The sequence below is a fragment of the Nocardiopsis sp. NPDC058789 genome, from assembly GCF_042745575.1.
Taxonomy (GTDB): domain Bacteria; phylum Actinomycetota; class Actinomycetes; order Streptosporangiales; family Streptosporangiaceae; genus Nocardiopsis; species Nocardiopsis eucommiae.
The window spans coordinates 81,308-97,817 of record NZ_JBHYOW010000011.1 but is presented as its reverse complement, the minus strand read 5'-3'; the positions used below and the strand labels follow the sequence as shown (position 1 = coordinate 97,817).

Here is a 16,510-nt window from a genome sequence, read left to right as displayed (position 1 = left end):
CGCGGCCACGCCCGGGGCACGAACGGCCGTGGACTCCGGGACCGGGGTGTGGGGGACCGAACCGGGTCGGCTCAGGGACAGATCGAACCGAGGTCGGTGGCCTCCGAGCCGACCTGGCGGCCCGGGTCGGCGGGGGAGGGCTCGTCCAGACCGGTGTAGCGCTGCCACTCGGTCCGCTCGTCGTCCTCCCACTCCTCCCACTCCTCCGGAGTCGGGTTCTCGACGTCCTCGGGGCCGTCGGCGTCGGGAGAGGCGGAGGGTTCGTCCGGGAGGGCGTCGCCCGCGCTCTCCTCGCTGGCCCCGATCGCCTCGGAGACCAGCTCCTTGATCTCGTCCCAGTCCGGGTTGCCGGTGGACACCTGCGGCGGGGACAGCTGGAGCGCGCTCATGTCGCCGTGGTCGGTGAGCTCGTCGGCCAGCTCGATGAAGGCGGGCACCTTCGACTGCGGAACGTCGGTGGTGAGCGTCCGCTTGGTGGCCCCGGCGAGGCGCCGGTAGCTCGTCAGGATCGTGCCCGGGTCGACCTGCTCCGCGACGTACTTGACCAGGCACCCCTGGCGACCCATCCGCCCGTAGTCGTCGGATCCGATCCGGGAGCGCCCGTACCAGAGCGCCTCGTGGCCGTCGAGGCGGCGCACCCCGGGTTCCAGTACCCCGCCGTGCACCCCGTACGGGATGGGCTCCTCGATCCGCACCCGCACTCCGCCCACGGCGTCGATCAGGTCGCGGAAGCCCATCATGTCGACCATCGCGTAGTACTCGACCTCCAGGCCGAGGTTGTACCCGATCACCTTCTTCAGGGTGTCCGCGGCGGGGTCCTGGGAGATCGGGTTGAGGGCCAGTTCGTCGGGTTCCTCGGCGACCGTCTGGTACACGTCGTTGAGCAGCAGGTCGAAGCCGTACGGCTCGGGGTAGCGCTCCGCGAGCGCGCTGCCCTCGGGGAAGCGCACGTTCTCCAGGTTGCGGGGCAGCCCCACCAGGACTGCGTCGCCGGTCTCCGTGTCGACGCTCGCCACCATCATGGTGTCCGTGCGCACTCCGTACCGGTTGTCGGCCGAGTCCGCTCCGATCAGCAGTACGTTGACGCGGTCCGCGCCGTACCAGGGGTCGGCCTCGTCGTGTGGGGGCAGATCGTCGCGCTCGGGGGCGTCGAAGACCTGGGACAGCGTCTCGTAGGCCGTGTAGCCGCCGTGGAGCGCCCATGCCGCGGGTGCCCCGACGGTCAGGCAGAGCAGCAGGACCACGACCCCGCCGACCAGGCGCTGACCGAACCGCGCCCCCTGCGGCCGGGTGAGGGTCCACGAGTGGACGATCACGGTCAGCCACAGGACGACGACCGCGAAGACGGCGCCCATCACGCCCAGGAGCCAGTGGTCCCGCACGGCCATCCCGGCCAGCGCGGTCATCGCGCCGGACTCGTGGGTGCCGATCCGGAACGCCCAGAGGGCCAGGGCGGCGATCCCCGCCAGGTAGGCGCCGAGGATCACGGTCCCGGCGAACCGGCGCCTCATGCGCAGGTGCGCCACACCGGGGAGGGGAAGCGACGCGGCCGTCCACAGCAGCGCCCTTCCCGTGCTCAGGCGTGTGGGTGCCTCGTCCCGCCGCTCGTCCTCCGCTGCCACCAGCGTTTCCTCTCAAGCCGCGGGGCGATCACGGCCGCCCCGTCCTCAACTCCTGATTGTTCGCGCCACGGACTCCGTGGGGCGGTCACTTCCTGTGGTCGTGCCCTTTCCCGGGTGCGCGCGGGGGCTCGGCCCGCCGGTCGTCCCGCGCGAAGTGCCATGGGCGCCCTCGGGGGGCGTCACGCGGACCCGTGTGATCAGTGTGGCGCTTTGTCGGGGTTGTGTGCACAGTGGCCACCTCATAAGGGGTGTTCTATACAAGTCTGTTATGTGGTCGAGAGTTGCCTGCTGGGGCATTGGACGGCGCTGTCCGGCCGGTCAAAGGGGTGAATCAACCGATTTCTTTGGCGATCAGTAGTGAAGCGGCGCCACAACTGCGATGATCTGGCCGGAGGAGGGGGCGTCGTCCGGGGGTAAGGGCGGCGTCATGGGAACGAAAGGCAACCATCGTGCTCGATGCGGTTGACGCCGCGCTCATGCGGGCGTTGCAGGGGGACGGCAGAGCGACGTTCCAGGCCCTGGCGGACGGGGTGGGCCTGTCCAGGACCGCGGTCCGCGCCAGAGTGCGCCAGTTGGTGCAGTCCGGGGCGATCAGGATCGTCGGCGTGCTGCACGCCGGGGTCGTGGGTATGGAGGTCCTCGGTCACGTGTCGTTCCGCGTCAGCGGACCGGTCGGGCCGATGCTCGAGGCGCTGGGGGAACGCGAGGCCGTGACCTTCGCCGCGCAGGCCGCCGGGAGGTTCCCGGCGGTCGCGCAGGTCAGGGTGGCCGACGACGCCGCCCTGACCAAGGAGCTCACCGACCTGCGCTCACTGCCCGGTGTGGAGGGCGCGGAGGTCTTCCGCGCCAACGCCGTGTACAAGGACGCTCACAGCAGTGTGCGTGAACTACGCGACATCGAGTTGGACGCGCTGGACTGGCGTCTGGTTCGGAGGTTGCTCAAGGACGGTCGGGCCTCGTACGCCGACCTGGCCCGGCAGGTGGGGTTGTCGCAGGCGGCGGCCCGGTCCCGGGTGGTGCGCCTGCTCAACTCGGGTGTGGTCCACGTGACCGCGCTCGTGGAGCCGTCGGCGGTGGGAGCCAACGAACAGCTCGGCTTCGGACTCCGCTGCCGGGGAGACGCTGACGCCCTGGGCACGGCGATGGCCAACATGGGGCGGATCTCGTTCCTGGCCAGCGGCTTCGGCCGCTACGACGTGCTCGGGACGCTCACGGCGCCGGACCGATTCCAACTGGTGGAGGCGCTGGAGCGGATCCGGGGCACCGCGGGGGTCGGACACGTGGAGACCTGGGACCATCTCCAGGTCCGCAAGGAGCGCCGTGGCGGTGAACGCACGCTCGGCTGGGGTCCGGGCTGACTCGGGGCGGCCCTTGGTGCCCCGGAGTCGGTTCACGGCGCCGGGGCGCCTCGGCTCGGCCCGGGACGTGAGCGGGGGCGGGGCGGGTGGTCGTCCGCCCCGCCCGTGCCCCAGGATGGAGCCATGGTGACGGACGGTCCGGGAACGCCGGAGACAGAGGCCGGGCGCGAACCGGGGACACTGCGGTTGCGCGGGCGGACCTTCGCGGGGCGGCGGTTCGCGGTGATGGGGGTGATCAACCGGACCCCCGACTCCTTCTACGACAGGGGCGCCACCTACGCGATGGAGGCCGCGCTGGCCTCCGCCGACCACGCGGTGGCGGCCGGGGTGGACGTCATCGACGTCGGAGGGGTCAAGGCGGGGTACGGGGCGCACGTGGACGAGGCGGAGGAGGTCCGCCGTACCGTGCCGTTCGTGCGCGAACTGCGCGACCGCCACCCCGACGTCGTGATCTCGGTGGACACCTGGCGGGCCGGGGTGGGTCGCGCCTGTGCCGAGGCCGGGGCGGACATGATCAACGACACCTGGGCGGGGGCCGACCCTGACCTGGCCCGGGTGGCGGCGGAGTTCGGGACCGGCCTGGTGTGCAGCCACAGCGGGGGGCTGGCTCCGCGCACCGACCCCCACCGCGTGCGCTACGCGGACGTGGTCGCGGACGTGGTGTCCGGGGTGTGCGAGCTGGCCGAGCGCGCCGTGTCGGTCGGCGTGCGCCCGGACGGGGTCATGATCGACCCCACGCACGACTTCGGCAAGAACACCTACCACTCACTCGAACTGACCCGCCGCCTCGGTGAGCTGGCGGCGACCGGCTGGCCGGTGCTGGTGGCCGTCTCGAACAAGGACTTCGTGGGGGAGACCCTCGGTGCCGGACTGACCGAGCGCGGAGACGGGACCCTGGCCACGCTGGCGGTGTCCGCCCGTGAGGGGGCCCGCGTCTTCCGGGTCCACGACGTGGCGGCCGCCCGCGCCGCCCTGGACGCGGTCGCGTCGGTGCTCTGACACCGTGCTGGTCACCCTGCCTGGCCGGGGCCACCGACCGTGTCCGCGCGGACACGGTTCCCGGCCTGATGTAACCATCGGTAGCATTTTTACGTGTTTCGGGCTCGCATGCCTTGCGTCACGTTTAAGTTACCCGCGAGTATAGAAGGGGTCGGTTCGAACCGACCGCACCGGGCGCGGGTGTAATGGAGGCTGACGTGGCGCTTGCGAAGACGTTGACGGCTGTGGGGACGGTGGCCCTGGCCCGCTGCGGGGGGCGTCCCTTCGGGACCCACCTCTTCTCCGTCTGGCCGGGGGCCGCGTTCGCCGCGAGCGCCTTCCCCGTCCGCTGCGCGCCGGGGGACAACCTGGCGCTGCACGTCGCGATCGCCCAGGCCCCGCCGGGCTCCGCCCTGGTGGTGGACGTCTCCGGGGAGTCCGAGTACGGCTACGTGGACGAGATCCTCGCCGTGGCCGCCAGCACCCGGGGCGTGGCCGGGATCGTCCTGGACGGCTGCGTGCGCGACATCGCCGCCATCGCCCGCTGTGAGCTTCCGGTCTTCGGTGCCGGGGTGGCGGTCCGCGAGGCCGGGCACGACGCGGGCGGCTCCGTGGGCCAGCCGGTGTCCATGGACGCGAGCGGCCCCGCACCGCTGCCGGTCCGACGGGGTGACTGGATCGTGGCCGACGACGACGGAGTGGTCTGTCTGCCGCGCGGCCAGGTGAGCGCGATCATCGCCGAGACCATGGACAGCGTCTCCCGGGACCGGGAACTCATCGACGCCGTCTGCGCAGGGGAGAGCACCCTCGACCTCCTGGACCTGGACCCGTCCAGGGTGACCGGCTGGGAGGGTGCCGCCGACCGGGCGTCCCGACGCGGCCGACCGAGGCCGATCGGGTCGCGGCGCGACGGTCGCGCTGTCCCGGAGGGGCACTCCCGCCCGAGGCTGGGTCCGCGTTCGGCGGTGGGCGACGTCCACGGCGGCGACTGAACCGCGCGACCCCGTCGCGCCCCGTGGCGCCCCTTGGCGCAGCCTCACGACGCTCCACCGCGTGGGCCCGGAACCGGTACCGGTTCCGGGCCCACGCGCGTTCGTCCCCGGCGCGCTCAGTCCTCGGTGAGGGAGAGCAGTTCGTCGAGATAGCAGGTGGCCTCGCGGGCGGCCCGGACGGGGTCCGCCTCCCGGACGGCCTCGGTGAGACCGGCGTGGTCGATCCCCTCGGTGGCGGAGGAGGGACGGTCGGAGGCCTCGTCGCTCTGCTCGTAGGCGGTGTGTGCGATGCTCGCGTAGACGACCTGGGCGATGTCGTCGTAGAGGTCGATGAGCAGGGTGTTGTGGGTGGCGTTGACCACCGCGCGGTGGAAGGTGAAGTCGGCCTCCACGAAGGCGCTCATGTCCTTGGTCCGCCAGGCCTCCTCGCGCAGGGCCATGGCCCGGTCGATGTCGGCCATGTCCTCCTTGCTGTGGCGCATCGCGGCCAGGCGCGCGGCCTCCACCTCGAGGGCGCGGCGCACCTCCAGGTTCTCCCGCAGCCGGGAGCGTTCGAGGCGGCGCCGCAGGGCCCCGCCGAGCTCGCTGGAGGCGCGGACGAAGGTCCCCGCGCCCTGTCGGATCTCCAGCAGACCCGCGTGAGCCAGGGCTCTGACCGCCTCGCGGACGGTGTTGCGGCCGACCTCCAGTTGTTCGGACAGTTCGGACTCGGTGGGGATGCGGTCACCGACGCCCCACTCACCGGAGTCGATCTGGGCTCGTAGCTGACTGATGACCTGGTCGACGAGACCGGTCCGGCGTGTCGACGCGAGGGGCACGCTCATACCTCCTAGGGGCGGGTCGCCGGATGACAGGCCCAGCGCACGGGTAGGGAACGGTTAAGGACGGAGCCTAGACCAGTTGCGCGCGGGAATAGGCCACGAACGGCAATGCGTTATCCTCATGAAGTACATAGGGTCATCCTACGAATTTGTGAGCCACGTCCTATGAGCGTCACCCCCACGCGCGAGAACACCGCGCCGGGAACCCCCCCTTCCGGCACCGAACAGCGACGAGCCGCGCCCCGCGCGGCTCTCCTGCTGATCGCCGTCGCGATCGCCCTGGCGGCGCTCAACCTGCGCACCGCGATCACCAGCGTGGGCCCCGTCCTCGACGAGGTCACCCAGGGACTGGGTATGAGTGCCGTGGGCGCCGGCGCCCTCACGACGCTCCCCGTCCTCTGCTTCGCGGTCTTCGGCGGACTCACCCCCCTGCTCAGCCGCCGTCTCGGCTCCCACCGTCTGCTCGTCCTCGCCCTGGCCGCCGTCACCCTCGGCCTCGTCACGCGGGCGATGGCCCCCGAACCCTGGCTGTTCCTCGCCCTCAGCGCCGTGGCTCTCTCCGGCGGGGCCGTCGGCAACGTGATCCTCCCGGCCCTGGTCAAGCAGCACTTCCCGCACCGCGTCGGCCTGATGACCACCGTGTACACGACCGGCCTGGCCGTGGGAACGGCGATCGCGGCCGCCGCCACCGTCCCCCTGGAGCAGGCCACGGGCAACTGGCGGATCGCCCTCGGCTCCTACGCCCTCTTCGGGCTCGCGGCGGCCCTGCCGTGGCTGCTGGCCCTGCGCCACGAACCCGCGCCCGGCGACTCCCGCGAGGCGCTCGGCGTCCGGCAGGTGCTCGGCACCGGGATCGGATGGCAGTCCGTGCTCTACTTCGGCACGCAGTCCTCCATCGCCTACATCATGTTCGGCTGGTTCGCGCAGATGCTCCGCGACCAGGGACTGGACGCCCAGTCCGCCGGGGTGATGCTGGCCTACCTCTCCGCCCTGGGCATCCCCATGTCACTGGCCATGCCCTCGATCATCGTGCGTGTACGCGACCAGCGCCCCTTCGTGCTGCTCTTCGTCACCGCGTACCTGGTCGGCTTCGCCGGACTGTGGGTGTCCCCGCTCAACGGCACCTGGGTGTGGACGACCCTGATCGGGATCGGCCTGGGCAGCTTCGTCATGGCGCTGACCATCTTCGCGGTGCGCACCCGCACCGCCGAGGGCACCGCGGCCATGTCCGCCTCCAGTCAGAGCCTCGGGTACCTGATCGGCGGAGCGGGACCGTTCCTGTTCGGACTCCTGCACGAGGTGAGCGGAGGCTGGCACGCCTCGATGGCGATGGTCGTCGGCCTGGTGCTCCTCAACCTCGTCGTGGGCCTGCTGATCGCCCGCCCCCGCTACCTGGAGGACGCCATCGCGGCCAGGGCGGCGAAGGCGGGCTGAGTCCCGCGCCGGGTCAGACCGGCAGCCAGTCGATCCGGCCGATGAGGTACACGGCGCCCACGAACGCCACGACGTCGATCACCGTGTGGGCCACCACCAACGGCATCACCCGCCCGTAGCGCAGGTAGAACCAGCCGAACACCAGCCCCATGACCAGGTTGCCGAAGAACATCCCGACCCCCTGGTACAGGTGGTAGAAGGCGCGCAGGACCGAACTGGCCACCACCGCCTTCCACGGTGACCACCCCATCTGCCCCAACCGGTGCAGCAGGTAGCCCACCACGATCACCTCCTCCAGGACGCCGTTCTTCAGCGCCTGGAGCACCAGGACCGGGGTGTCCCACCAGTTGCCGTCCAGCGTGCTGGGCACGATGGTGCGGGTGAGCCCGAGTTGCCAGGAGACCAGGTACACGACCAGACCCCCGGTGCCGATCAGCGCGGCCAGGGCCAGCCCGCTCCCGAGGTCGAACCCCGGTCGGCGAAGGTCGAAGCCGACGGTGCGCGCGGACTCGCCGCCCCGGTGCAGCAGGTACACCACCAGCGCGACGGGAGCGAAGGCGAACACCACGGCGTACAGCTGGAAGGACAGGTCCAGCCACGGCCGGTCCTCGGCGCGCGAGCGGATGAGGTTGGCGGTCTGGTCGGCCATCGACTCGGGCGAGGTGAGCACGCCCAGGAACGAGATGACCGCCGACACGGCGGCGGCGCCCAGGGAGAGGGCGAGGACGCACAGCACCTCCCAGCGCATCAGGGAGCGGCTGGCGAGCAGGTGCTGGACGGTGGTTCCCGCGCGCGCCGCCTCGGCGGGGCCGGTGGGGGAGGGGAGGGGAGCGCGCGGGTTCGGCTCGGTTCTGTCGGTCACGCGTCGAATCTACGCGCTGTCGACGGAGTGGGGCACGACCTACTCGTCGTCGCCCTCGTCTCCGTCCTCGTCGCCGCCGTCGCCTTCGTCGTCGCCGCCGATGACGTCGTCGATGCCCTGCTCGATGTTCTCCTCGACCTCCTGCTCGATCCCGTCCTTCACCTCCTGCTCGAGGTCGTCGGTGTTCTCGCAGGCGGCCGCACCGAGGACGGCGACGGCGGCGATCGCGCCCGCGGCCACCACGCGGCGGGTCGAGGAGAGGGTCACTCTGCTGAGGTCGTCGAGTTTCACGTCGGCTCCGTGTGTGAGGTCGGGTGCTCGGGGAGGTCGTCCGGAACGTCCCGGGGCCGTGGGGGCGGCCGGCGGACCCGCGCGGGCGGGCTGTGGCGCTCCGCTCCCGTCGCTTGGAGCCACCGTATAGGGCGGGCCGCCCCCACGCGGGCGGTCACGGGGGATTTCGGGCATACGAAGGCCGCCGGTCATACGCGAGTGACACGGACCGCGCATGGCCGACGGCCAAGGGGAGGCCGTCCCGCCCCGCCCCAGCCACGAAAGCGGGGAGGGACGGCCTCAGGGAACGAAGACCAGGGTCAGTGAGCCGCTGAGAACTGGTCTTCTTCGGTGGAGCCGGTGAGAGCCGTGGTGCTGGCCTCGGGGGAGATGGTCGTGCTGATCGCGTCGAAGTAGCCGGTGCCGACCTCGCGCTGGTGACGGGTGGCGGTGTAGCCGTCGGCCTCGGACGCGAACTCGGCCTCCTGGAGCTCGACGTACGACGTCATGCCGTTCTGGGCGTAGCCCTTGGCCAGGTTGAACATCGAGTGGTTGAGCGAGTGGAAGCCCGCCAGGGTGATGAACTGGAACTTGTAGCCCATGTGGCCCAGCTCGCGCTGGAACTTCGCGATGGTCGCGTCGTCGAGGTGACGCTTCCAGTTGAAGGAGGGCGAGCAGTTGTAGGCGAGCATCTGGTCCGGGTACTCGGCCTTGATGCGCTCGGCGAAGTCGCGGGCGACCTCCAGGTCCGGGGTCGCGGTCTCCATCCAGAGCAGGTCGGAGTGCGGGGCGTAGGCGAGGCCGCGGGCCACGCAGGCCTCGACGCCGTTGCGGAAGCGGTAGAAGCCCTCGGCGGTGCGCTCGCCGGTGGTGAAGGCCTGGTCGCGCTCGTCGATGTCACTGGTGATCAGGGTCGCGGCCTGGGCGTCGGTCCGCGCGATGACCAGGGACGGGACACCGGCGACATCCGCGGCGAGGCGGGCGGCGTTCAGGGTCTTGACGTGCTGGCTGGTCGGGATGAGGACCTTGCCGCCCAGGTGGCCGCACTTCTTCTCGGAGGCGAGCTGGTCCTCCCAGTGGACACCGGCCGCGCCCGAGGCGATCATGCCCTTCATGAGCTCGTAGGCGTTGAGGACGCCGCCGAACCCGGCCTCGGCGTCGGCCACGATCGGGGCCAGCCACTCGGGAGCGGTGTCGTCACCCTCGGACCAGGTGATCTGGTCGGCGCGCATGAGCGCGTTGTTGATGCGGCGGACGACGGCCGGGACCGAGTTGGCCGGGTAGAGGCTCTGGTCCGGGTAGGTGCTGCCGGAGAGGTTGGCGTCGGCCGCGACCTGCCACCCGGAGAGGTAGATGGCCTTGAGACCGGCGCGGACCTGCTGGACCGCCTGGTTTCCGGTGAGCGCGCCGAGGCTGTTGACGTAGTCCTCGGTGTGGAGCAGGTCCCACAGGCGCTCCGCGCCGCGCCGGGCCAGGGTGTGCTCCTCGGTGACCGAACCGCGCAGCTTGACGACGTCGTCGGCGGAGTAGGTGCGCTCGATACCGGCCCACCGGGAGTTGGTCTCCCAGTCGCGCTGGAGTGCGGCGCTGGCTTCCTGACGTCGAGCGCTGGTGCTCATGTTCGTTCCCGCCTTACGTGTAGTCCCCAAGGTCTTCGCACCGGTCGAGAGCCCTTCCAAGGGCCAGGGGGTGAGCCCCTGAGCGGTAAGTTCCCCGCCGGTAACTATGATTCTTGGGCAAGATCCAGGGGTTTTCCATTCGAAATCGGGTGAAGATCGTTGTTTCTTTCCGTAAGATGAAGCCATGGCGTACTTTGGTGCTGAAGAAATACCGTCTTTGACAGGTGACCTGGATCTCATCACGTTTGGCCAGAGGCTCCGACACCTGCGCAAGGCGCGCGGGATGACCCTCTCCGACCTGGGGGAACGTGTCGGGCGGGCGCCCTCGCAGCTCTCCCTGCTGGAGAACGGAAAACGCGAACCCAAGCTCTCCCTCCTCACGTCCCTGGCCTCCGCCCTCGAGGTGTCCGTCGAGGAACTCCTGTCGAAGCAGCCCCCGAGCCGCCGCGCGCAGCTGGAGATCTCCGTGGAGGAGGCCCAGCGCGACGCCCTGTACCAGGGCCTCAACCTTCCGCACCTGAAGGTGGGCAAGCGCGTCCCCAACGACGTCCTCGAACACATCGTGGGGCTCTACGACGAGCTCAAGCGGCGCAACGCCAAGCCGACCGCCACCCCCGAGGAGGCGCGCCGGGCCAACGCCGACCTGCGCCGCCAGATGCGGGAGCGGGGCAACTACTTCGAGACCATCGAGGCCGCGGCCGCCGACACCCTCTCGGCGGTCAACTACACGGCGGGACCGCTCTCCCAGGGGCAGATCCTCGCGATCGCCACCCACCACGGGTTCTCCCTGAAGTACGTGCAGGACCTTCCCCGCTCGGTGCGCTCCCTGACCGACCACGTCAACCGGCGCATCTACCTCAAGCGCGAGACCACGCTGGGCATGCACAGCCCGCGCACGATCCTCCTCCAGACGCTGGGCCACGTGATCCTCGGCCACAACCAGCCCCGCGACTTCGGCGACTTCCTCCGCCAGCGCGTGGAGGCCAACTACTTCGCCGCCGCCGTCCTCATCCCCGAGTCCACGGCGGTCACCTACCTCCAGGAGGCGAAGAAGGCGCGCGACCTGTCCGTCGAGGACCTGCGGGACGTCTACTCCGTCTCCTACGAGATGGCCGCGCACCGCTTCACCAACCTGGCCCACCGCCACCTGGACCTGGTCTGCCACTTCATCCGCAACGACGAGACCGGCATCATCTACAAGGCCTACGAGAACGACGGGCTGGTCTTCCCCACCGACGACACCGGCGCCATCGAGGGCCAGCGCATGTGCCGCCAGTGGTCGGGCCGCCAGGTCTTCCAGTCACCGGACCGGTACTCGATCTACTACCAGTACACGGACAAGCCCAACGGCACCCACTGGTGCGTGGCCCACGTCGACCCCAGCCGAGAGCGCAACTTCGCCATCACCCTGGGCGTGCCCTACAAGGAGTCCCGCTGGTTCCGTGGCCGCGAGACGACCAACCGCACCAAGTCCAACTGCCCCAACGGCGAGTGCTGCGTGCGTCCGCCCGCCCAGCTCGCCAGCCGCTGGGAGGGCAACGTGTGGCCCTCGGCCCGCGCCCATTCCCACGTGTTGTCGGCCCTGCCGTCGGGCACCTTCCCCGGTGTCGACGAGCACGACGTCTACACCTTCCTGGAGAGCCACAGTCAGGACTGAGCTCCGTTCCTTCCGACCCCACCCGTGAGAGGGGGTCGACGCACACGCGTCGGCCCCCTCGTGGTCTCCCTCCTGTTCCCGGAACCGTTCAGGCGCGCAGGTCCCGCAGCGTGTCCGGGCCGAGGTCGCTCAGCGACGGGTAGCCGTCGACCGCCATGAGCAGGTCCGCCTCGGCCAGCAGGGACCGCAGCACGTGCACCACCCCGTCCGCCCCGCCCAGGGCCAGTCCGTAGACGTAGGGTCGGCCCACCGCCACCGCCGTGGCTCCCAACGCCAGGGCCTTGACCGCGTCGGTGCCGGACCGCACCCCGGAGTCGAAGACCACCGGCAGGTCCGTGGCGGCGGCCACGTCCGGCAGGCACTCCAGGGCGGGGATGCCGCCGTTGGCCTGGCGGCCGCCGTGGTTGGACACGTAGATCGCGTCCACGCCCCCGTCCGCCGCCCGCCGGGCGTCGTCGGGGTGGCACACGCCCTTCACGATCAGCGGCAGGTCGGTCAGGGACCGCAGCCAGGGAAGGTCGCCCCAGGTCAAGGGGTTACCGAAGACGCCAGCCCAGTGCGCCACCACGGTGTCGCGCGGGGCGTCCGCGCCCACCCGCGCCTGGAAGACCGGGTCGGACGTGTAGTTGGCCAGGCAGTGGCCGCGCAGCATCGGCATGTTCGCGGTGGCCAGGTCGCGCGGACGCCAGCCGGTGACCCAGGTGTCCAGGGTGACGACGATCCCCGCGAACCCCGCCGTCTCGGCGCGGCGGACCAGACTCTCCGCCAGCTCGCGGTCGGTCGGCGTGTACAGCTGGAAGAACCCGGGGGTGTCGCCGAACCGCGCCGCGACCTCCTCCATCGGGTCCTGGGACAGGGTGGAGGCGATCATCGGGACCCCGGTACGCGCCGCGGCCTCCGCCGTGGCCAGGTCCCCGTGCCCGTCCTGGGAACAGAGGCCCACCACCCCGACCGGGGCCATCATGAGCGGGGAGGGCAGGCGGAGCCCGCACAGGTCGACAGCGGTGTCGCGTTCCCTGGCGCCGACGAACATGCGGGGGTAGAGGCCCCACCGTCGGAACGCGGTGGTGTTGGCCTCCTGGGTGTGCTCGTCGCCCGCGCCGCCCGCCACGTAGGACCACACCCACGGCGGGAGCGCCTCGGCGGCCCGGCGCTCCAGTTCGGCGAAGGTGAAGGGGCGGGAGGGAACGACACCGGTGAGGCCGTCGAGGTGGATCTCCAGCTGGTAGTCGCCGTAGTGCGAAGCCATGGTCGCCTCCGGAAGGGGGTGGGGGTGGGATCCGCATCATTCAGACGGGCCCGCGCGCGTGTCAAGTGCCGTGCGGGACGGGTGCGCACCGTGGGGCGGTGGTCCGACCCACCCTTAGCGGTGTGTTGGTCTCCCGATGAGCTGGTGCGGGGTAGGGGGCGGGCGTGGAACCGATGCTCGCGAGCGCCGTCGATCACTTCCCCACGGGCGAGAGCCTGCTCTACGAGCCCAAGTGGGACGGTTTCCGGTGCCTGGCCGAGACCGGGCCCGTGCGCATGGACAGCAGGCAGGGGCGGTCGCTGTCACAGCGGTTCCCCGAGATCGTCGAGGCTTTGGACCGGCAGCTCCCCGAGGGCGCTCTGCTGGACGGGGAGATCATCCGGTGGGCGGACGACGGGAGGATGGACTTCGGTGCCCTGCTGAGGCGCAACGGGGCCTCGGTCCGCCACGCCCGCGCGCTGGCGCGCACCGACCCGTGTCACCTCGTGGTGTTCGACCTGTTGAGGATCGGTGGCCGCGACCTCACGCACCGGGCGCTCTCCCACCGGCGCGGGGAACTGGAGCGTCTGATGGGCCTGGTCGAGCAGCCCTCACCGCTCACGCTGGGCTGGCAGACCGACAACCCCGAGGTCGCCATGCAGTGGTGGGAGGAGATGCCCGCCGTGGGTGTGGAGGGCGTGATGATCAAGGACGCGCGCCGTTCCTACCGGCCGGGCCGCAGGGACTGGCGCAAGTGGAAGCACCGGGTCACCACCGAGGCGATCGTGGGCGGGATCGTCGGGCACGCGCGTGCCCCCCGCGCGCTCATCCTCGGCCGTGTGGACTCGGTGACCGGTGAGCTGCGGGTGGCCGGTCGGACCTCGGACCTCTCCCCGGAGGAGTCCGATGAGCTCGCGGGGCACGTGGTCAAGACGGACGACCACCCCTGGCCCCGGCTCCTCGCCGCGACGTGGGGCGGGGACGCCTCCCGCCAGACCTACACGCGGGTCGTCCCGGACCTGGTGGTGGAGGTGTGCCCGGACTCGGCCGAGGTGGCCGGCCGGTGGCGGCACGTCGTCCAGTTCCTCCGTGCCCGCCCCGACCTGGCGCCCGAGGACGTGCCCCGGGACCTGCGCACGGAGTAGTCAGCCGGCGTCCGCGACGGCGTCGGCCAGTTCGTCCCTGGTCATGCGGGAACGGCCGGGGATGTCGAGCTTCTTCGCCTGTTCCATGAGCTCGCCCTTGGTGGGCCGGTGGTCGTCCGAGGAGCGCGGCGCCGGGGCGCCGCCACGGCGTCCGGACCTCGCGGCCCGCTTCTCGCGCCGCTGCCGCAACGACGCACGGAGCGCGTCGTCCAGCGCGACGACCTTGCCCTCGCCCTTCTCCTCGGGCTCCCGGCCCTCGTAGCTGACGGTTCCGCCCCGGGCCTTGGTGGCGATGAGCTCCTCCAGCCGCCGCTCGTACTCGTCGGAGTACCGCGAGGGCTCCCACTCGGCGGTCATGGCGTCGATCAGCTGGGAGGCGAGCTTGAGTTCGCCCTGGTCGACCTCGCCCGCCGGAGGCCGCATGACGTCCTCGGGGTCGCGGACCTCGTCCGGCCAGTAGAGGGTGCTCGCCGTCAGGACGCCCTGCTGCGGGGTGACGAGGGCCAGGTGCTGTCGGTTGCGCATGACCAGCGTCCCGAGGCCCGCCCGGCCGGACTCCTCCAACGCGGCGAGAAGCAGCCGGTACGGCTTCGCCGAACTCTTGTCCGGCCCCAGGTAGTAGGTGGACGAGAACCACAGCGGATCGACGTCGTCGGCGGAGATGAACCCGGTGATCTCCAGGGTTTTGCTCCGTCCGGGCTGGATCTGCTCCAGGTCCGCGGGTTCCAGGAGGACGTAGGAGTCGGACTCGTCGACCTCGGCTCCCTTCACGATGTCCTCGTTGGCCACACGCTCGCCGGTGTCCTCGTTGACTCGCTGGTAGCGCACGCGCGCGTTGGTGCCGCGCACGAACTGGTGGACGGTCGGGCCGTGTCTCTCGCGTGCGGAGTACATGCGCACGCCGACCGACACCAGTCCGAAGCTGATCGTTCCGGTCCACACGGTTCCAGGCACTGCTCACACCCCCTTTCCTCCAGTGTGGGAGCGGACCGGCAAACACCGGACAGGAGTGCGTCAGGACTCTTCCCGTTCGGGAGGGAACGCGTCGTTGTGTGCGCCGGGGGCTGACTGTTACCGTTGGTAGCACTTCTTGGTCGTCCCTCCGCCTCCCGGAGGATCCAACAAAGGACGCAATCGCATGAGTGAGGCCACCGCTCCCGCCTTCAGCCTGGAACTGAGCGAGGACGTTCGCGACGTCCGGGACTGGGCCCACGGGTTCGCCGCCGACGTCATCCGCCCCGCCGCCGCCGAGTGGGACGAGCGCGAGGAGACCCCCTGGCCGATCATCCAGGAGGCCGCCAAGATCGGCCTGTACTCCCTGGACTTCTTCGCCAACCAGTGGCTGGAGCCCACCGGCCTCGGTATCCCCGTCGCGTTCGAGGAGTTGTACTGGGGCGACCCGGGCATCGCCCTGGCGATCACCGGCACCGGCCTGGCCGCCGTCTCCGTCGCCTCCAACGGCACCCAGGAACAGCTCTTCGAATGGGTGCCGCAGATGTTCGGCACCCCCGACGACGTCAAACTCGGCGCCTTCTGCTCCTCCGAGCCCGACGCGGGTTCGGACGTCTCCGCGATCCGCACCCGCGCCGTCTACGACCAGGCCAAGGACGAGTGGGTGATCAACGGAGTCAAGACCTGGGCCACCAACGGCGGCATCGCGGACGTCCACGTCGTCGTGGCCTCCGTGGAACCGGAACTGGGCTCGCGCGGGCAGGCGTCGTTCATCATTCCGCCGAACACCCCCGGCCTGTCCCAGGGTCAGAAGTTCGCCAAGCACGGCATCCGCGCCTCGCACACCGCCGAGGTCGTCCTGGACGACGTACGCGTCCCGGGCTCCTGCCTCCTGGGAGGGAAGGAGAAGCTGGACGAGCGGATCGCCCGTGCCAGGGAGGGCAGGCGCTCCAAGGGCCAGGCCGCCATGAAGACCTTCGAGGCCTCCCGCCCGAGCGTCGGTGTCATGGCGGTGGGCTGTGCCCGCGCCGCCTACGAGTACGCCCGCGACTACTCCACCCAGCGCGAGCAGTTCGGTCGGCCCATCGGTGACAACCAGGGCGTGGCCTTCCTCCTGGCCGACATGGCCACCCGCATCGACGCCGCCCGGTTGCTGGTGTGGCGGGCGGCCTGGATGGCGCGCAACGGCAAGGACTTCACCAACGCCGAGGGCTCCATGAGCAAGCTCTACGCCTCCGAGACCGCCACCTACGTCACCCAGAACTGCCTGCGCATCCTGGGCGGCAACGGCTACACGAGGGACTACCCCGTGGAGCGCTGGCACCGCGACGCCTCCATCTTCACCATCTTCGAGGGCGCCAGCGAGATCCAGAAACTCATCATCGGCCGCACCATCACCGGCCTGCCGATCCGCTAGGGAGGTTGCAGAGCCTCCGGAGCGGGCGGTCCGTGGCGGGGCACGGGGTGAGGGCACCCCGCGTCCCGCCACGTCCGCTTCGGGAAGCGCCAGGTCATCGGCCCGTTCCTCGGTCCACCCTGACCGGGATCCCGGGGCGCACCCCGGCTTCCACCA

General features: G+C 70.8%; 14 protein-coding genes. 7 read left to right on the top strand and 7 right to left on the bottom strand.

All coding sequences use genetic code 11. The features are described 5' to 3' along the window. Nucleotides 1-71: 71 nt before the first annotated feature. The gene (locus tag ACFW3L_RS17805; RefSeq protein ID WP_378741736.1) at nucleotides 72-1,622 is read right to left on the bottom strand and encodes an LCP family protein; all 1,551 of its coding nucleotides are present in this window, start codon (nucleotides 1,620-1,622) and stop codon (nucleotides 72-74) included. A 449-nt stretch (nucleotides 1,623-2,071) separates the two neighbouring features. On the opposite strand from ACFW3L_RS17805, the gene ACFW3L_RS17800 reads away from it, so the two are divergent. The 3 genes from ACFW3L_RS17800 (at nucleotide 2,072) to ACFW3L_RS17790 (ending at nucleotide 4,950) form a co-directional block, all read left to right on the top strand. Further along, nucleotides 2,072-2,980 carry an Lrp/AsnC family transcriptional regulator gene (locus ACFW3L_RS17800; protein ID WP_378741734.1) on the top strand — a complete coding sequence of 303 codons (909 nt, stop codon included), beginning with the start codon at nucleotides 2,072-2,074 and terminating at the stop codon, nucleotides 2,978-2,980. Nucleotides 2,981-3,103: 123 nt separating this feature from the next. Further along, the gene (gene folP, locus ACFW3L_RS17795; protein WP_378741732.1) at nucleotides 3,104-3,979 is read left to right on the top strand and encodes a dihydropteroate synthase; all 876 of its coding nucleotides are present in this window, start codon (nucleotides 3,104-3,106) and stop codon (nucleotides 3,977-3,979) included. Nucleotides 3,980-4,203: 224 nt separating this feature from the next. Then, nucleotides 4,204-4,950 carry an RraA family protein gene (locus ACFW3L_RS17790; RefSeq protein ID WP_378742067.1) on the top strand — a complete coding sequence of 249 codons (747 nt, stop codon included), beginning with the start codon at nucleotides 4,204-4,206 and terminating at the stop codon, nucleotides 4,948-4,950. 116 nt (nucleotides 4,951-5,066) lie between these two features. Here ACFW3L_RS17790 and ACFW3L_RS17785 read toward each other — a convergent pair whose 3' ends face one another. Next, nucleotides 5,067-5,768 carry a FadR/GntR family transcriptional regulator gene (locus ACFW3L_RS17785; protein ID WP_378742064.1) on the bottom strand — a complete coding sequence of 234 codons (702 nt, stop codon included), beginning with the start codon at nucleotides 5,766-5,768 and terminating at the stop codon, nucleotides 5,067-5,069. A gap of 168 nt (nucleotides 5,769-5,936) precedes the next feature. Here ACFW3L_RS17785 and ACFW3L_RS17780 point away from each other — a divergent pair, with 168 nt between their 5' ends. Continuing rightward, nucleotides 5,937-7,205, top strand: coding sequence for an MFS transporter (locus ACFW3L_RS17780; protein ID WP_378741730.1), 1,269 nt, complete (start codon nucleotides 5,937-5,939; stop codon nucleotides 7,203-7,205). A 13-nt stretch (nucleotides 7,206-7,218) separates the two neighbouring features. Here ACFW3L_RS17780 and ACFW3L_RS17775 read toward each other — a convergent pair whose 3' ends face one another. The 3 genes from ACFW3L_RS17775 to aceA form a co-directional block, all read right to left on the bottom strand. Further along, nucleotides 7,219-8,067, bottom strand: a complete 849-nt coding sequence (locus ACFW3L_RS17775; protein WP_378741728.1) for a CPBP family intramembrane glutamic endopeptidase — start codon at nucleotides 8,065-8,067, stop codon at nucleotides 7,219-7,221. A 39-nt stretch (nucleotides 8,068-8,106) separates the two neighbouring features. Next, nucleotides 8,107-8,358 (bottom strand): hypothetical protein, encoded by a 252-nt coding sequence (locus ACFW3L_RS17770; RefSeq protein WP_378741726.1) that lies wholly within the window; start codon nucleotides 8,356-8,358, stop codon nucleotides 8,107-8,109. Between the two features lie 299 nt (nucleotides 8,359-8,657). Next, a complete protein-coding gene (aceA, locus tag ACFW3L_RS17765) occupies nucleotides 8,658-9,956 on the bottom strand; it encodes an isocitrate lyase (RefSeq protein WP_378741724.1) in 1,299 nt (432 codons plus the stop codon). Nucleotides 9,957-10,173: 217 nt separating this feature from the next. On the opposite strand from aceA, the gene ACFW3L_RS17760 reads away from it, so the two are divergent. Then, nucleotides 10,174-11,613, top strand: coding sequence for a helix-turn-helix domain-containing protein (locus tag ACFW3L_RS17760; protein WP_378741722.1), 1,440 nt, complete (start codon nucleotides 10,174-10,176; stop codon nucleotides 11,611-11,613). Between the two features lie 88 nt (nucleotides 11,614-11,701). Here the strand turns inward: ACFW3L_RS17760 and ACFW3L_RS17755 are convergent, their stop codons facing one another. Further along, a complete protein-coding gene (locus ACFW3L_RS17755) occupies nucleotides 11,702-12,862 on the bottom strand; it encodes an alpha-hydroxy-acid oxidizing protein (RefSeq protein WP_378741720.1) in 1,161 nt (386 codons plus the stop codon). A 173-nt stretch (nucleotides 12,863-13,035) separates the two neighbouring features. Here ACFW3L_RS17755 and ACFW3L_RS17750 point away from each other — a divergent pair, with 173 nt between their 5' ends. Further along, nucleotides 13,036-13,986 carry an ATP-dependent DNA ligase gene (locus tag ACFW3L_RS17750; RefSeq protein ID WP_378742061.1) on the top strand — a complete coding sequence of 317 codons (951 nt, stop codon included), beginning with the start codon at nucleotides 13,036-13,038 and terminating at the stop codon, nucleotides 13,984-13,986. Here ACFW3L_RS17750 and ACFW3L_RS17745 read toward each other — a convergent pair whose 3' ends face one another. Next, entirely contained in the window at nucleotides 13,987-14,940 is a 954-nt protein-coding gene (locus ACFW3L_RS17745) for a Ku protein (protein WP_378741717.1), read from the bottom strand. A gap of 184 nt (nucleotides 14,941-15,124) precedes the next feature. Between ACFW3L_RS17745 and ACFW3L_RS17740 the strand changes: the two genes are divergently transcribed. Continuing rightward, on the top strand, nucleotides 15,125-16,354 hold the full coding sequence (locus ACFW3L_RS17740) for an acyl-CoA dehydrogenase family protein (protein ID WP_378741715.1): 1,230 nt from the start codon (nucleotides 15,125-15,127) through the stop codon (nucleotides 16,352-16,354). Nucleotides 16,355-16,510 lie beyond the last annotated feature (156 nt).